Genomic DNA, 14,779 nt, shown 5'->3' on the forward strand with positions numbered 1-14,779 from the left:
TATTACTCTAATATATCTGCCAAAGTTAGTTTTTCAAGGAAATGATCTATTCTGCCTTGAAGTTTATTAAAAAATGGCCAGATAGAGCATAGCTCGGCTTTGCTTGATGGACAATCATGTATAGATGCGGCACAATCAAAAACAGCGGGCGCTTTTCCTTCAACAGAGAGCATAATCTGCAGCATATTTATGCTTTTTGGATCAAGCAAAAGAGCAAAGCCACCGTTGACGCCTTTGTATGACTTTAGTATCCCTTGTTTTGCTAAAGATTGCAAAATTTTTGCTAAAAAACTCTTAGGAATAGAGAGCTGGTTTGATAGTGTTTCGCTGTCCATTGGCGAGTTTGTTTTAGACAGAACTATGAGTGAGAGTATGGCATATTCACTTGCACGAGTTATTAACATTTTGCTACTTTTATATTATTATTTTTTTAGATTATATCCAATGAAGTTGAATTAAAAGAAAAATTAGGTATCGTTTCACTTCAACTTTTATGGCATATGCAATAAAATGTTAGATTACATACCATTTGGAGGCTATTATGGCTTTAGATTCGGCTAAAATACAAGAAATTGTTGCAAAATATGGTCGTAAAGAGAATGACACTGGTTCAAGTGAAGTTCAAATTGCGCTTTTAACACAAAGAATTAGTGACTTAACTGAACACTTAAAAACATTCTCAAAAGATCACGCTTCAAGATTAGGACTGCTTAAACTAGTAGGACAACGCCGTCGTTTGATGAAATACCTAAAAAGAACAAATAGAGCTGGTTACATGACTCTTATTCAAGATTTAAGTATCCGTGATAACATCTAAGTTCTAGTTTTTTTACTTAGCTCTTTGGATTATCCAAAGAGCTTTGAAAATTTATCTATTTTCCAACACTTCAATAGAGTTAATTGTGTCTCTGCCCTTAATACTATCAAGAACATCAAAACTATCATTATCATCTTTCTCAATAGCACCAAAAACAGTATGAACGCCATCTAAATGTGGAGTAGCAACAAAAGTGATGAAAAATTGACTTCCGCCTGTGTCTTTTCCTGCGTGAGCCATAGATAGAGCTCCTCTTGTGTGAATTAAGTTATTATTTTTAGTTTCACAAGCAATAGCCCAATCAGGTCCGCCAGTTCCAGTTCCACTAGGACAACCGCCTTGAGCCATAAATCCAGGTATTACGCGGTGGAAATCAAGACCATTGTAAAAACCACTGTTTGCTAGATGTGCAAAGTTTGATACTGCCTGTGGTGCCTCATCTGGAAATAGTTTTATCCAAATAATGCCTTTTTCTGTTGAGATTTTTGCCCATTGAAGTTTGCTTAACTCCTCCGCACTTAAATCATAAGTTTTTAATTTAGTTCTACCAAACATACTATTCCTTTTAAATAATTTCCACAATTATAGTGTAAAAACTAAAATTCTTTTTTGTAGTGGATAATCAGATGCAATATATTCACACTTTTTATCTGTTTTCCAAATCAGTTACGACTTTATGCATTTTATATAAAGAGTCTGGATTAAGAGATATTGAGTCAATCTCATTTTCAACTAAAAACTCAGTAATTTCTGGATAATCAGATGGCGCTTGCCCACAAATACCTATATATTTGCCTCTCTCTTTGCATGATATTATTGCCATTTTTATCATCCGTTTTACCGCCTCATTTCTCTCATCAAAAATATGTGCTATTTTTGCACTCTCTCTATCTACTCCAAGAGTTAATTGTGTTAAATCGTTTGAGCCAATGCTGTATCCATCAAAGATTTCAAGAAATTTATCAGCCAAAATAACATTAGCTGGTATTTCACACATCGCATAAATTTCAAGGGAGTTTTCACCTTGGATAAGTCCTTGTGAGTTCATAATCTCTATAACTTTCCCTCCTTCATCTGGTGTACGAACAAAAGGAAGCATTATTTTTATATTCGTCAGCCCCATATCATCTCTCACTCTTTTTAGCGCCTCGCACTCCCACTCAAACGCTTTTTTATAACTCTCATTATAGTATCTGCTCGCTCCTCTAAAACCAATCATTGGATTCTCTTCCACTGCTTCATAACTAGCACCGCCGAGCATATTTCTGTACTCATTACTCTTGAAGTCGCTCGTTCTTATGATTACAGGTTTTGGGTAAAAAGCAGCCGCTATCATGCCAATGCCCTCACTTAGTTTTTGTAAAAAAAACTCTTTTGCATCGGTGTGTGGGACCATAAAAGAGCGAATTTCATCCTCGTCTTTGACTCTGTTTCCAGAATGTATATCAACAAGAGCCATAGGGTGAGCGTTGATTAGGTTGTTTATTATAAACTCCATTCTAGCTAGTCCAACCCCATCGTTTGGCATTTTTGCAAATTTAAAGGCTTCTGCTGGATTACCAATATTCATGTAGAGTTTTGTTTTAGTAGGTTTTAGTTTGCTTATGTCGGTTGTGATTATTTCAAAAGGTATTTTACCCTCATAAACATATCCCTCATCCCCCTCGGCACAACTAACAGTAACATTAACACCATTTCTTAGCACATCAGTTGCATTTGTACATCCAACAACAGCAGGTACTCCTATTTCACGAGCAACAATTGCTGCATGACAAGTTCTGCTTCCGCGGTTAGTTACAACGGCTGATGCCTTTTTCATGATGGGTTCCCAATCGGGATTGGTTACATCTGCAACTAAAATATCTCCATCTTCAAAGTGCGCAAACTCTGATATATTTTTTATAATATTTACTTTTCCAATACCAACTTTCTCACCAACTGCTCGTCCAGATGTCAATATTTTTGCGCCATCTGGTAGAGTAAGTGAATATTTTTCAATGCTTATGTTTTTGTTAATGTTATTTTGAACTGTCTCTGGACGAGCTTGAACGATGTAGAGTTTTTCATCATGTCCATCTTTTGCCCACTCTATGTCCATTGGACGCTTGTAGTGATCTTCTATTATGAGCGCCTGTCTTGCGAGTTCTATGACTTCATTGTCATTTATAGAAAATGTTTGTTGCTCTTTTTTTAATGTTTGCACATTGATAGTGCTTGTCTCTTTGTCGCTGTAGAGCATCTTCTCTTTTTTGCTACCAAGAGAGCGCCTCAAGATGGCATTCGCCCCAGTTTTTAATGTAGGTTTAAAGATAAAAAACTCATCAGCATTTACTCTGCCGCTAACTACATTCTCGCCTAAACCCCAGATTGAGTTTATGAGCACTAGATTCTGCGAACCGCTCTCTGTATCTATGGTAAACATGATTCCGCTTGAGGAGATATCGCTTCGCACCATTTTTTGTACTCCAACAGAGAGAGCAACTTTAAAATGATCATATCCACGACTTGTACGATAGCTTATGGCACGATCTGTAAAAAGAGAAGCAAAACAAAGTACAACACTTTTTAACAACGCTTCTGTAGAGCTTATGTTTAAAAAAGTCTCCTGTTGTCCAGCAAAACTAGCATCTGGCAGATCCTCTGCTGTTCCTGAAGAGCGTACTGCGACATCAACACTCTGGGTTTTATATTCACTTGAGAGGATTTTATATGCCTCAAGCAGTTCAGTTTCAAGAATTTTTGGAAGTTTTGAGTTTAGAAGAAGTTTACGAAGGGCAGCTCCCCGCTTTTGTAGATTATCAGTATCTGAAATATTTAGGTCTTGAAGTATCTCCTGCATCTTCTCTTTTATGTCATTTTCTTTTAAAAACAACCAATACGCACTGCTCGTTGTTGCGAAGCCGTTAGGTATATTTACGCCCTTTGGAGTAAGGGCTTGATACATCTCACCAAGCGAGGCATTTTTACCGCCTACAGTTGGAACATCATGGATGTTTAGTTCTTTAAAAAAACGAATATATTTCATAAAGTAATCTCCTAAAAAGTAGTTAATGTTACATATTATCATAAAGCTGATAAGTTTTTATTTTAGCTAAAATAAAAGAGCTTTTTTGATATAATCAACCCAAAAAGGCGCCAAATTGTATATATTTCAAAAATTAATTTTAAATAACGCCAAACAAAACGAGGTATTTTAATGAATGACCCTCGCTTGTCTGTTATGCGTCAGGTTCTTGTGCTTCCTGTTATTGTCATCGCAATGGGCTATTTTGTGGATATTTATGATCTGATTTTGTTCGGTGTTGTTCGAGTTGCAAGCCTTTCTGAGCTTGGTCTCAGTGGTGAAGCAATCACCTCTTGGGGCTCGATTATTCTTAATATGCAGATGGGTGGAATGCTGATAGGCGGAATTTTGTGGGGTATGCTCGGAGATAAAAAAGGGCGATTGTCAGTGCTATTTGCTTCAATTACTCTCTATTCTGTAGCAAATCTACTTAACGCATTTGTTATAAATGTTGAGCAGTACGCAGCACTTCGCTTTATCGCTGGTATCGGTTTAGCTGGAGAGCTTGGAGCTGGGGTAACGCTGGTTGCTGAGATTCTTCCTAAACATCTTAGAGGGTATGGAATCATGACAATTGCTAGTTTTGGCGTTTTAGGTGTTGTCGCAGCAAACCTTGTGACAGAGCATTTTGCATGGAGAAATGCTTATATTTTTGGTGGAGTTTTAGGCTTTTTGCTTCTTTTGTTGCGATTTAAAGTAGCTGAATCTGGGATGTTTAAACATAACCTGAGTGATGATGTAAAAAGAGGAGATTTTCTCTCACTCTTTCGTAATAAAAAACTCTTTACAAAGTATATTAAAGCCATTGCGATTGGTATTCCGTTGTGGTATGTAGTGGGAGTCTTGGTAATGTTCTCTCCAGAGTTTGCAAAAGCTCTCTTTATTGTGGGGAATGTGAGTGCTGGTACAGCGCTTATGTACTGCTATATTGGTTTAGCAATTGGCGACTTTGCTAGCGGATACCTCTCTCAAATGATGAAAAGCCGTAAAAAAGCATTTGCTATTTTTCTACTCTTTTCAGTTGCTAGTGTTTTATACTATTACACACTAAATGGTGCAACAGCTCAGCAGTTTTATGTTGCAGCGTTTATAATGGGTGTTTTTTGTGGATACTGGGCGTTATTTATCACGATGGCAGCAGAGCAGTTTGGAACAAATATTCGTGCCACAGTTGCAACAACGGCTCCAAATTTTGTCCGTGGTGCCGTTGTTCCCATTACCTCCTCTTTTATTTTACTAAAAGAGAGTGTGGGAGTGCTAAGTGCTGGAGCTATTGTGGGTGTTGTCTCATTTTTTTTGGGAATAGTTGCTCTGGTCTTAACGCAGGACACTTTCCATAAAGATTTGGACTATATTGAGACATAAAAGATAAAGCAAAAAGTAATACAGATTTTAAAAAATAAAACAAACAAGGAGATAGATATGAGTAAAGAAACAATAGCTAAATGGTTAGATACTCCACAAGAGAGTGATTATGCTGCCGCAGAATCCTATCTGAGTTTAATCTATGATAACGAGTCGGTAATCGAATTGGTTACCAATCTTAAACAAGCACAAATTTCTCATTTTAATTCTAAAGATATCTTTCGAGCATCAGGTCTCTCACTGCTTGGAGTTAGTAATCATCATGTAAATAAAGATCGTCAAAAGATTTACGCAAGAATTGTGCTTTCACCACTTCTGTTGATTAGAGACAAAACTAATGGCAAGGTTATAATTGCTGATGGATACCACCGCCTATGCGCTATCTATGCAGCCGATGAGGATGCCGTAATCCCTTGCAAGATTGCTTAGAGGCAAGATTGAACTTATGTTTAAATGCTATTTCTGATTATGAGATAAAGATATTATTTCTTTAAATATAATTTAAAGATTATAATTATTTCTCAAGGAAATATTGATTTCTGCTTCGATACAATTTAAGAAATTATCCAATAAAATAGAGGAAAATGTAGATGAATAGAGAGATTTTCAGACCAAATAAAGAATTTAGTAAAAATGCAAGAATTAAAAACATGTGTGAATATCATGAACTTCAAGATTGGGCAACAACTGATTATGAGGGTTTTTGGGGAAGTTATGCAAAAGAGAAGATTGATTGGATAAAACCGTTTGATAATGTTTTGGACGAGAGTAATTTCCCATTTGTAAAATGGTTTATTGGTGGAAAATTAAATGTTTCCGCACAGTGTATTGACCGTCATCTAGGCAGTCGTAAAAATAAAGCAGCTATTATCTTCGAGGGCGACAGAGGAGACAAACAGATTATTACATATCTGGAGCTCTCCTACAATGTAAACAGGTTCGCAAATCTGCTTAAAAATGAGTTTGATGTTAAAAAGGGTGATAGAGTTGTTATCTATATGCCAATGATTCCAGAGGCGGCTTATGCGATGCTTGCTTGTGCTAGAATAGGGGCAATTCACTCAATAGTGTTTGGTGGATTTTCAGCAGAAGCGCTTAAAGATAGGATAATTGATGCTGATGCAAAAGTGGTAATCACTGCTGATGGTGCCTTTAGAAAAGGTATTCCATATATGTTAAAACCGGTTGTAGATGAGGCTCTCGCTGGGGAGACTCCTGTGAGAAAAGTTTTGGTTGTTGAGAGAAACTTTGAAGATATAACTTGGGTAGCAGGAAGAGACTACTCATACAATGAGATAATAAAGCACCAGAGCGTGAAGTGTGAATCAGAAGTTATGGATGCGGAAGACCCACTCTTTTTACTCTACACCTCAGGAAGCACAGGCAAACCAAAGGGTGTTCAACATAATCAAGCAGGTTATATTTTGTGGGCGCAGATGACTATGGAGTGGGTGTTTGATGTTAAAGAGAATGACACTTATTGGTGTACAGCAGATGTTGGCTGGATTACAGGACATACCTACATAGTTTATGGACCACTGGCGATGGGCGCCACAACTGTAATGTTTGAGGGAGTGCCAACATACCCAGACGCTGGACGACCTTGGAAGATGGTTGAAGAGTATAAAATTAACCAGTTCTACACCGCTCCAACAGCTATCAGGGTATTACATAAGTCTGGTGAGGACGAGCCTACTAAGTACGATCTCTCATCTTTAAAAGTTCTTGGAACAGTTGGCGAGCCGATTGACCCTCCGGCGTGGAAATGGTACTATGAAGCGGTCGGTGGAAGCAGATGCCCAATTGTTGATACTTATTGGCAAACTGAAACAGGAGGACATATAATATCTCCACTTCCAGGAGCAACGCCAATCAAACCCGCATGTGCAACATTCGCTCTTCCTGGAATAATTGCCGAAATTTTAGATGAAAATGGAGTTAGAGCTGAGGTTGGCGAGAAGGGATTAATGTGCGTAACCCGTCCTTGGCCATCCATGATAAGAGGTATTTGGGGAGATGAAGAGAGATTTGTTAAATCTTACTTTAGTGATATAAAAAAAGATGGCAAATCAGTCTACTTCACAGGTGATGGTGCTGTCTATGATGAGGATGGATATATAACAATTACAGGTAGAACAGATGATGTTATAAATGTCTCAGGTCACAGAATGGGCACTGCAGAGGTTGAAGCGGCTATTAAAAAACATCCAAATGTAGCAGAGGTTGCAGTTGTAGGAAAGCCTCATGAGATAAAAGGGGAGGGTATTTTTGCCTATGTTGTTTTAAAATCAGATAACGGCATAGCTGACGAACTTGAAGAGATGAGAGCCATTAATGATGTTATAAAAAAAGAGATAGGAAATATTGCTATCTGCGATGACATTTTATTTACTTTAGGATTGCCAAAAACTCGTTCAGGAAAAATCATGAGAAGAATCCTTCGCTCAATTGCAAAAGGCGAAGAGATTACACAAGATATCTCAACTCTTGAGGACCCTTCTATTGTGGCTATAATCGCATCAGCAGTTCAAATTTAGATCTCTACCTCTTTTATAGAGGTAAGTTTTTTTTCAAAAAGAGTATTAGTTTCCCTTTTTAGTATCAGATTGAAAATTTAAGCTAGGATGAGAAAATGCTACATGATAACTTCAAAGACAAAGCAAAAAATTGGGATAAAAATAGCAATACCAACACAAAAACAATCGGCGAAGCAATTTTAGAGAAGATTGCTCTAAAGAGTGAAATGGAGCTTCTAGACTTTGGCACCGGAACAGGACTTTTGGGGTTTGAGATAGCACAGCATGTTAAAAAAGTTTTTGGAGTTGATACTTCACACAGCATGCTAGAAGAATTACGCGCTAAAAATACCCCTGAACTAAGCATCGAACCACTCCATCAAGATATAATTGCTTCACCTTTGAAGAGAAGCTTTGATGGACTCATAAGCTCTATGACTCTGCATCATATAGAGGATTTAGAGCGCTTTTTCTCTACAATATACACAAACATACAAGATGGTGGGTTTATAGCGATAGCAGATCTTGAGCTTGAAGATGGAAGTTTTCACTCGGATAACAGCGGAGTATTTCACTATGGTTTTAATACGGATGAACTTTGTGATATAGCAAGGAGTTGCGGTTTTAAAGATGTAGAGTGCATACAAGTAAATACTATTAAAAAACCAGAGAAAGAGTATGGAGTCTTTTTACTTACTGCAACAAAATAATGTTACAATTTCAGCCAAAATATAATAAAAAAGAGAAGTAATGCAACTTTGCGTAGCCCTTGATTTGCCAACAAAAGAAGAAAATTTAGAACTGATTCATAAAATAAAAGATTATGATCTCTGGTTAAAAGTAGGACTTCGTTCCTATATAAGAGATGGGGAAGAGTTTTTAAAAGATATAAAAAAGATAAACCCTGATTTTAAAATATTTCTAGATTTGAAACTTTACGATATTCCAAACACTATGGCAGATGCCGCTGAGTCTATCATGGGACTTAATGTTGATATGTTTAATGTTCATGCAAGCGCTGGAAAACGAGCGATGAGTGAAGTTATGAGCAGGCTTGAAAAATATGACAACCGCCCAATTGTTTTGGCTGTAACTGCCCTTACATCGTTTAATGAAGATGAGTTTAGCGATGTTTATGGAAGTAAAATTGCTACAAAAGCAGATCAGTTTGCAAGAGATGCCTATGAGAGCGGGCTTGATGGTGTTGTCTGTTCCGCGTATGAGAGCGAGTCTATAAAAAATATAACAGATAAAAATTTTATGACACTAACTCCAGGAATCCGTCCATTTGGCGAAGATGCAGGAGATCAGCAGAGGGTCGCAGATGTTGCTTTTGCAAAAAATGCACGAGTAGATTTTATAGTTGTCGGTCGTCCAATCTATAAAGCTGAGAATCCTGTAGAGGTTATAAAAAAAATATTGGAGATAATTTAGAAACTAAAGTGCTAAAGGCACTTTTAAGCTATATGTTATATATAAAAAAGTATAATTTCCATCTTCAAAAGGACGAGTGGGTGAGCGGTTGAAACCACATCCCTGCTAAGGATGCGTATGGGTAACTGTACCGAGGGTTCAAATCCCTCCTCGTCCACCATAGAGCCCACTTAGGGACTTTATAAAACTTCAAATCAAGCCAAACAATCACTTTTTTAACACACTAGCTCTACTCGTTTTCTTTTTCCAAAGCCAACAAAAACTCTTTTTTATAAATTCCCCCACTGTATCCGCCAATCTTACCGCTTGAGCTAATTACGCGATGACATGGGATTAAAATCGATATAGGATTTTTACCATTTGCATTTGCTACTGCTCGGACTGCTTTCGGACTGCCAAATCTTTGTGCTTCTGCGGCATATGAGAGTGTTTGACCATAAGGAATGGTTTTTAGCGTTTCCCAAACTCCTTGCTGAAATTGGGTGCCTTTTGGGTTTAGCGGAAGTGTAAAGATTTTTCGTTTTTTCTCAAAATACTCAAACAGCTCTTTTTCTAGTTGGAGTAGAAGTGGATTATCTGAGCTGATATACGCCTCTGTATCATCAATAAAATCTAAATTTGTAATGCTGTCATGCTCGGCAGTAGCAATTATTTTACCTATTGGAGAGTTGATTATACGGATGAAGTAGTCCGTTTTATCTTTCATAAACAGACCAAGCCAGTTGTTAGATTTGTAAATTTTTGCATAATTTTAAGTAAGTGAAGTTGTCTGATATAGTTTAACTAACTCTAGATAAAAATCTTTTTCTGTATGCTCTTGCAAAAGCCCCTCTACTGGGAATATGTCATAGTAAATTTTTCCTAAGTTTTTAAATCTGTTTGGAAAGAGTTTTGATAAAATCGCGGCTGAAATCTCTTTTCTTAGTAAAATACTTGGCGGTAAAATCCCAAGTTCTAAAAGCTCTAGAATTGAATCTGCTTTATACGAAATATGATGGTGTTGCCCATGTGGACATCTGCCTTTACTAACTAGTGTTGTGCATTTGTTACAGTAAACATACTCACTCGCTACTGTTATCTCTATATCTATTCCGATTACTTTATCAATTATGGATTTGTTTGAATTACAATCATAAAACATCCCAAGACCAGCGTGATTTGTGCCTATTGTTAGTCTGTCACAACCATAATTTTTAGCAACAATGGCATCAATTATTATCTCATTGTATCCAGCAAAAATGTAACTGTTTTCAAGAGGAACCACAACAACATGATTTTTGGTTAAAAAGTTGTTTATGAAATAATCAAGGGAGTCTCTTCTTATCTCATATGAAAGATTTGATTCTGTATATGGTTTTAGCAAAAAGATGACAAGTAAGTCTGTTGTGTCAAGAACTTGACGGATTAGCCTCTCGTGGGCTCTATGTAGTGGATTTGCTGCCATAACAATTGCTGTTGTGTGCTTGGCGTCAATTAGCTTTTTTGCTTCTTGAATTTTCTGTTTATTTTTGTTTTTAGACTCGTTTATAAGTTTGTATTCTCCACAGACAGCCAAAGAACCAATTCTGTTTATTGTAGCTGATACGCCGGGGTGACTTAGGTCGTCGGTGCCATATATTTGCTTGATTCTATCCTTTGGATTTATCTTAAAAACTTCCTCTACAACCAAAGTAGCAAACGGCTCATCCCCAAGAAGGATAGTAACCTCTTCCCCAGCTACAAGAGAACTCAAAACTTCTTCGTTTAGTCTTCCTGATGGAGCCAAAATAAAAGGAAAAGGAAAAGATTTCCCATCAAAAAGAGCTGTTGTTAAAACCTCTTTACTCTCTTTTGAGTTCATTAATTTTGTGATAGGAGATAGCAAGCCATCACTTAAGAGTTCAAGTGCAGAAGCTGCTTCTGAGTCTATTAGAAGAGTTTTATTTTTTCTTGATGATTTCATATTTCTTTCTTTTTTCCCATAAGCTTTTGCGACTAATTCCTAGTTTTTTTGAAAGTTCTGTGTCTGGGAGTTTGTGTTGGTAGTTTAAAATCATAAATTTAACATACTCTTCTATTGGGAGAATTTCGCCCTGTGCAAAGATATTCTCTTCACACTTTATTTCCATAACTTTAAACTCAGAATCGTCTATTATGTCAGTGCTTGAGACAATCGCTCTTCTGTCTTGAATAAGTGTATAAAAGTTTTTTCGATCAACTTTTTTAAGTGTTTGAAAATCAACGATGTAGATTAAAGAGCTAAGAGGTGCAGCTTCAATCTCCATCATAGCTTTTGGGTTACTAAGAGATACAAAACACATTGAAAAATTTTTCTTTTTTACATACTCAAAGGCAAAAGAGTCTGCGTTTTTTTGAAAAGATGAAGATATCATAAATGGAAGCTCTAAGTTGCTTAGGTTGTGTGTTTGTGTTACTGAAGAGAAGATATGGGCGAGATAGTTGTCGTATGTTTCATTGTTCTTTTTTAGTCTATCATAATCTTGATAGTGATTTATTTTTCTAATAAGCTCTTCTATCATAAAAGGTTTAAGTATATAATCTTTTGCACCGATAGAGAGCGGTTTTGAAACCGTATCATTGCTGATATATGAAACCATCAGGATAATAATAGACTTTTGAAATGTCTCGATAATTGGACTAAAATCTTGTCCATTAATATTTGTTGAGAGTAAAACAACATCATATGTGCTACTTTTTATCGCATCTCTTGTTGATGTACACATTTCACAAATGTGACCGAGTTCACTAAGCTTAGCGGCAATACTCTGCGCTAAATAAATTTCATTTTCTATAATTAATATCTTCAAATTTTTGTCCAATCAAAATATTTTAAATTTGCATTTGCAATAACTCCAACGCCTTCGCCTCTGCCTATAAAGCCGAGCTTCTCGGTTGTTGTAGCTTTTATGTTTACTCTGCTTGTATCTATGTTTAGAATTGCGCTAAGTGCTTTTCTCATTGGTAGTTTATAGTCTGCAATCCTAGGTCTCTCGGCAGCTATTGTTATGTCTACATTTACTATAACAAATCCTAGATTGTTTATTTTTGTAACAACCATTTTTAGTAGCTCTTTTGAGTCTATTTTTTTAAATGAGTCATCATTATCTGGAAACATCATCCCAATATCACCCATTCCACCAGCACCCAAAAGTGCGTCTATGAGTGCGTGAATCGCCACATCACCATCGCTATGGGCAATAAAACCATAATCCGACTCTATTTTTACTCCACCAAGATACATATCACCTTTATTATCAAAAGCATGAACATCAAATCCTGTGCCGCTAAGCGTGTCGTTTGATGGTGATTTTAAACATGAGAGATGGTTTAAGTCTGAAATATGTGTAATCTTATGCGCACTATCTTCCCCAAGTATAAACTCTCGTGTGCCACCATTTGAAACAATTGCACTGCTCTCATCGGTGAATTCTACTTTTGTCTCAAGTGCACTTCTTAGTGCAGAAGTTCTTGAGAGTTGCGGTGTTTGAACTCTCTTCACCTTGTCTCTGTCAATGGTTTTATTTTCGTAAACGATGGTATCATTTGCCTTAAGATATGGGACTATGCAGTCTGCATCGCCTTTTTTAGAGATTATCGACTCTAAAAACTCCTCACTTATACAAGAGCGAGCAATGTCGCTAACTAAAACAAATTCACTCTCAACTTCCAAAAGTGCATTTTTTAGCGACTCCTGTCTGGTTGCGCCACCCTGCACAAAAGTGTAAGAAGCGTAATTTTTCATAAAGGAGATATCATCTTTTGAAGAAGTTATAATTATTTTTTGAAATTGGACTGTTTCGTTTAGTCTATCTGCTACAAATTGCCACAGTGGTTTATGTCCAATCCTGAGCCACTGTTTTTTTACATCTAGCTCAAAACGGCTAGAACTACCAGCTGCAAGCAGTATAATAGTTATATCAGGCAAATTGATTCCTTATATACAGAAGTGTTACGAAATTATACACATAAAAACTTTTTTTTTCTTAATTTTTTGTATATTAAGGCAGTATATTAGCAACAAGAGAATCATTGATTAATATAACTTTAATAATTTTTGACTATATTTTCACGACTTAATATTTTTAATAAAAAATGTGTATAAGTATAAAAATTTTTAATTTGAACCATAAAGTAGGAGCTAAAATGAGATCTTCATGGGTAGAAAAACGCAAGGAACATCCGGTAAGAACTCAGATGTATTATGCCAAGCAAGGCATCATAACCGAGGAGATGGAGTTCGTTGCAAAGATAGAAAATTTACCATCAGAGCTCATTAGAAGTGAGATTGCAAGAGGTAGAATGATTATCCCTGCAAATGTTAACCACACCTCTTTAGAGCCGATGGCGATTGGAATAGCGGCAAAATGTAAAATAAATGCAAATATTGGCTCATCTGCTATTGCTTCTGATGTTCAGGGCGAAGTTGAGAAGATGCAAGTCTCTCAGCATTATAAAGCTGATACTGCCATGGACCTCTCAACTGGTGGTGATTTGGATGAGATAAGAAGAGCTGTTATAGCTTCATCAAAAATCCCTATCGGAACGGTGCCAATTTACCAAATACTTCATGATGTTAAAAATAAGATTGAAGATTTGAGTATTGAAGTTATGCTTGAGGTTTTAGAGCGTCAAGCGAAACAGGGCGTTAGTTACTTTACTATTCATGCTGGCTTTTTACTTGAGACTATGCCTAAGATTGCAAAAAGAAAAATGGGAATAGTTAGTCGCGGTGGCTCTTTAATGGCTGCTTGGATGATGCATTATCATAGGGAAAACCCATTTTATACGGCGTTTGATGAGATACTTGACATCTGTGCAAAATACGATGTAGCACTCTCTTTGGGAGATTCGCTTCGCCCTGGATGTTTGGCAGACGCAAGTGATGATGCACAGCTTGGTGAATTAAAAGTACTTGGTGATTTGACATTAAGAGCTTGGGAGAAGAATGTTCAGGTTATGATAGAAGGTCCTGGGCATGTTCCTCTTAATCAAATTGAGCGAAATATGAAACTTCAAAGAGAGCTTTGTCATGAGGCACCTTTTTATATTTTAGGACCGCTTGTTACAGATATTGCAGCTGGATATGACCATATCAGTTCAGCTATCGGTGCTGCTGTTGGCGGATGGCATGGAGCTTCAATGCTTTGTTATGTAACACCAAAAGAGCATTTAGGATTGCCAAACGCAAATGATGTTAGAGAGGGAATCATAGCTTATAAAATCGCAGCTCATGCCGCAGATATTGCAAGAGGCAGAGCAGGTGCCAGAGATGTTGATGATGAGATGAGCGATGCAAGATATAGTTTTGACTGGAACAGGCAGTTTGAGTTAGCTCTTGACAGTGAGAGAGCGAGAGAGTATCACGATGAGACGCTTCCTCAAGATGTATTTAAAGATGCAGAGTTTTGCTCTATGTGCGGACCAAAATTTTGTTCATACAAAATAACACAAAGCATCATGGATAATCCAGGGGCTATCGAGCAGATTGCAAGAGAAGCAAAAGAGAAAGAAGAACAAGAAGTGCTAGCTTAAAAAGAGCAATTAATTGATATAGGATAATTTTTGTCTTATTTAATTATGGTA

Annotated in this window: 14 protein-coding genes and 1 tRNA gene; 8 read left to right on the top strand and 7 right to left on the bottom strand. The window is 36.9% G+C overall.

The features are described from left to right. Positions 1–2: 2 nt before the first annotated feature. Positions 3–404, bottom strand: a complete 402-nt coding sequence (locus PHV22_RS01000) for an Rrf2 family transcriptional regulator (protein ID WP_295021501.1) — start codon at positions 402–404, stop codon at positions 3–5. Between the two features lie 137 nt (positions 405–541). Between PHV22_RS01000 and rpsO the strand changes: the two genes are divergently transcribed. Further along, entirely contained in the window at positions 542–817 is a 276-nt protein-coding gene (gene rpsO, locus PHV22_RS01005; protein WP_295021499.1) for a 30S ribosomal protein S15, read from the top strand. Positions 818–868: 51 nt separating this feature from the next. Here rpsO and PHV22_RS01010 read toward each other — a convergent pair whose 3' ends face one another. Both PHV22_RS01010 and ppsA read right to left on the bottom strand, forming a co-directional pair. After that, positions 869–1,372, bottom strand: coding sequence for a peptidylprolyl isomerase (locus tag PHV22_RS01010; protein ID WP_295021498.1), 504 nt, complete (start codon positions 1,370–1,372; stop codon positions 869–871). A gap of 91 nt (positions 1,373–1,463) precedes the next feature. Continuing rightward, positions 1,464–3,842 carry a pyruvate, water dikinase gene (ppsA, locus tag PHV22_RS01015; protein ID WP_295021497.1) on the bottom strand — a complete coding sequence of 793 codons (2,379 nt, stop codon included), beginning with the start codon at positions 3,840–3,842 and terminating at the stop codon, positions 1,464–1,466. Positions 3,843–4,013: 171 nt separating this feature from the next. Between ppsA and PHV22_RS01020 the strand changes: the two genes are divergently transcribed. From PHV22_RS01020 to PHV22_RS01045, 6 genes are all read left to right on the top strand, one after another. Then, positions 4,014–5,246 carry an MFS transporter gene (locus PHV22_RS01020; RefSeq protein WP_295021496.1) on the top strand — a complete coding sequence of 411 codons (1,233 nt, stop codon included), beginning with the start codon at positions 4,014–4,016 and terminating at the stop codon, positions 5,244–5,246. 57 nt (positions 5,247–5,303) lie between these two features. Then, positions 5,304–5,675 carry a hypothetical protein gene (locus tag PHV22_RS01025; RefSeq protein WP_295021495.1) on the top strand — a complete coding sequence of 124 codons (372 nt, stop codon included), beginning with the start codon at positions 5,304–5,306 and terminating at the stop codon, positions 5,673–5,675. Between the two features lie 161 nt (positions 5,676–5,836). Beyond that, on the top strand, positions 5,837–7,783 hold the full coding sequence (gene acs / locus PHV22_RS01030) for an acetate--CoA ligase (RefSeq protein ID WP_299945176.1): 1,947 nt from the start codon (positions 5,837–5,839) through the stop codon (positions 7,781–7,783). Positions 7,784–7,878: 95 nt separating this feature from the next. Continuing rightward, positions 7,879–8,472 carry a class I SAM-dependent methyltransferase gene (locus PHV22_RS01035; RefSeq protein ID WP_295021493.1) on the top strand — a complete coding sequence of 198 codons (594 nt, stop codon included), beginning with the start codon at positions 7,879–7,881 and terminating at the stop codon, positions 8,470–8,472. A 40-nt stretch (positions 8,473–8,512) separates the two neighbouring features. Continuing rightward, positions 8,513–9,196 (top strand): orotidine-5'-phosphate decarboxylase, encoded by a 684-nt coding sequence (pyrF, locus tag PHV22_RS01040; protein WP_295021492.1) that lies wholly within the window; start codon positions 8,513–8,515, stop codon positions 9,194–9,196. Between the two features lie 70 nt (positions 9,197–9,266). Next, positions 9,267–9,356 (top strand) — tRNA-Ser (locus PHV22_RS01045). Between the two features lie 69 nt (positions 9,357–9,425). On the opposite strand, the gene PHV22_RS01050 is transcribed toward PHV22_RS01045, so the two are convergent. Genes PHV22_RS01050 through PHV22_RS01065 form a run of 4 tightly spaced genes read right to left on the bottom strand, consistent with a single transcriptional unit; the run spans position 9,426 to position 13,121 of the window. Then, on the bottom strand, positions 9,426–9,902 hold the full coding sequence (locus PHV22_RS01050) for a methylated-DNA--[protein]-cysteine S-methyltransferase (RefSeq protein WP_295021491.1): 477 nt from the start codon (positions 9,900–9,902) through the stop codon (positions 9,426–9,428). Between the two features lie 45 nt (positions 9,903–9,947). Then, positions 9,948–11,138 (bottom strand): sulfate adenylyltransferase, encoded by a 1,191-nt coding sequence (locus PHV22_RS01055; protein WP_295021490.1) that lies wholly within the window; start codon positions 11,136–11,138, stop codon positions 9,948–9,950. After that, a complete protein-coding gene (locus tag PHV22_RS01060) occupies positions 11,116–12,003 on the bottom strand; it encodes a response regulator (RefSeq protein WP_299945181.1) in 888 nt (295 codons plus the stop codon). Before PHV22_RS01060 ends, PHV22_RS01055 begins: the two co-directional genes overlap by 23 nt. Next, complete coding sequence (locus PHV22_RS01065) at positions 12,000–13,121, bottom strand: bifunctional 2-C-methyl-D-erythritol 4-phosphate cytidylyltransferase/2-C-methyl-D-erythritol 2,4-cyclodiphosphate synthase (RefSeq protein WP_295021488.1); 1,122 nt, start codon at positions 13,119–13,121, stop codon at positions 12,000–12,002. The genes PHV22_RS01060 and PHV22_RS01065 overlap by 4 nt, the downstream gene beginning before the upstream one ends. Before the next feature lie 218 nt (positions 13,122–13,339). Between PHV22_RS01065 and thiC the strand changes: the two genes are divergently transcribed. Continuing rightward, positions 13,340–14,728 carry a phosphomethylpyrimidine synthase ThiC gene (thiC, locus tag PHV22_RS01070; protein WP_295021487.1) on the top strand — a complete coding sequence of 463 codons (1,389 nt, stop codon included), beginning with the start codon at positions 13,340–13,342 and terminating at the stop codon, positions 14,726–14,728. The last annotated feature ends 51 nt before the right edge of the window (positions 14,729–14,779 follow it).

Origin of the sequence: Sulfurimonas sp., from assembly GCF_028713515.1 — a bacterium.
Classification (GTDB): domain Bacteria; phylum Campylobacterota; class Campylobacteria; order Campylobacterales; family Sulfurimonadaceae; genus Sulfurimonas.

What these genes read in the sequence shown, in the direction of transcription:
- PHV22_RS01010 (WP_295021498.1), bottom strand. Translation starts at nt 1,372, where the DNA reads ATGTTTGGTAGAACTAAATTAAAAACTTATGATTTAAGTGCGGAGGAG.
- pyrF (WP_295021492.1), top strand. Translation starts at nt 8,513, where the DNA reads ATGCAACTTTGCGTAGCCCTTGATTTGCCAACAAAAGAAGAAAATTTA.
- PHV22_RS01035 (WP_295021493.1), top strand. Translation starts at nt 7,879, where the DNA reads ATGCTACATGATAACTTCAAAGACAAAGCAAAAAATTGGGATAAAAAT.
- PHV22_RS01025 (WP_295021495.1), top strand. Translation starts at nt 5,304, where the DNA reads ATGAGTAAAGAAACAATAGCTAAATGGTTAGATACTCCACAAGAGAGT.
- PHV22_RS01050 (WP_295021491.1), bottom strand. Translation starts at nt 9,902, where the DNA reads ATGAAAGATAAAACGGACTACTTCATCCGTATAATCAACTCTCCAATA.
- PHV22_RS01000 (WP_295021501.1), bottom strand. Translation starts at nt 404, where the DNA reads ATGTTAATAACTCGTGCAAGTGAATATGCCATACTCTCACTCATAGTT.
- acs (WP_299945176.1), top strand. Translation starts at nt 5,837, where the DNA reads ATGAATAGAGAGATTTTCAGACCAAATAAAGAATTTAGTAAAAATGCA.
- thiC (WP_295021487.1), top strand. Translation starts at nt 13,340, where the DNA reads ATGAGATCTTCATGGGTAGAAAAACGCAAGGAACATCCGGTAAGAACT.
- ppsA (WP_295021497.1), bottom strand. Translation starts at nt 3,842, where the DNA reads ATGAAATATATTCGTTTTTTTAAAGAACTAAACATCCATGATGTTCCA.
- PHV22_RS01020 (WP_295021496.1), top strand. Translation starts at nt 4,014, where the DNA reads ATGAATGACCCTCGCTTGTCTGTTATGCGTCAGGTTCTTGTGCTTCCT.
- PHV22_RS01055 (WP_295021490.1), bottom strand. Translation starts at nt 11,138, where the DNA reads ATGAAATCATCAAGAAAAAATAAAACTCTTCTAATAGACTCAGAAGCA.
- rpsO (WP_295021499.1), top strand. Translation starts at nt 542, where the DNA reads ATGGCTTTAGATTCGGCTAAAATACAAGAAATTGTTGCAAAATATGGT.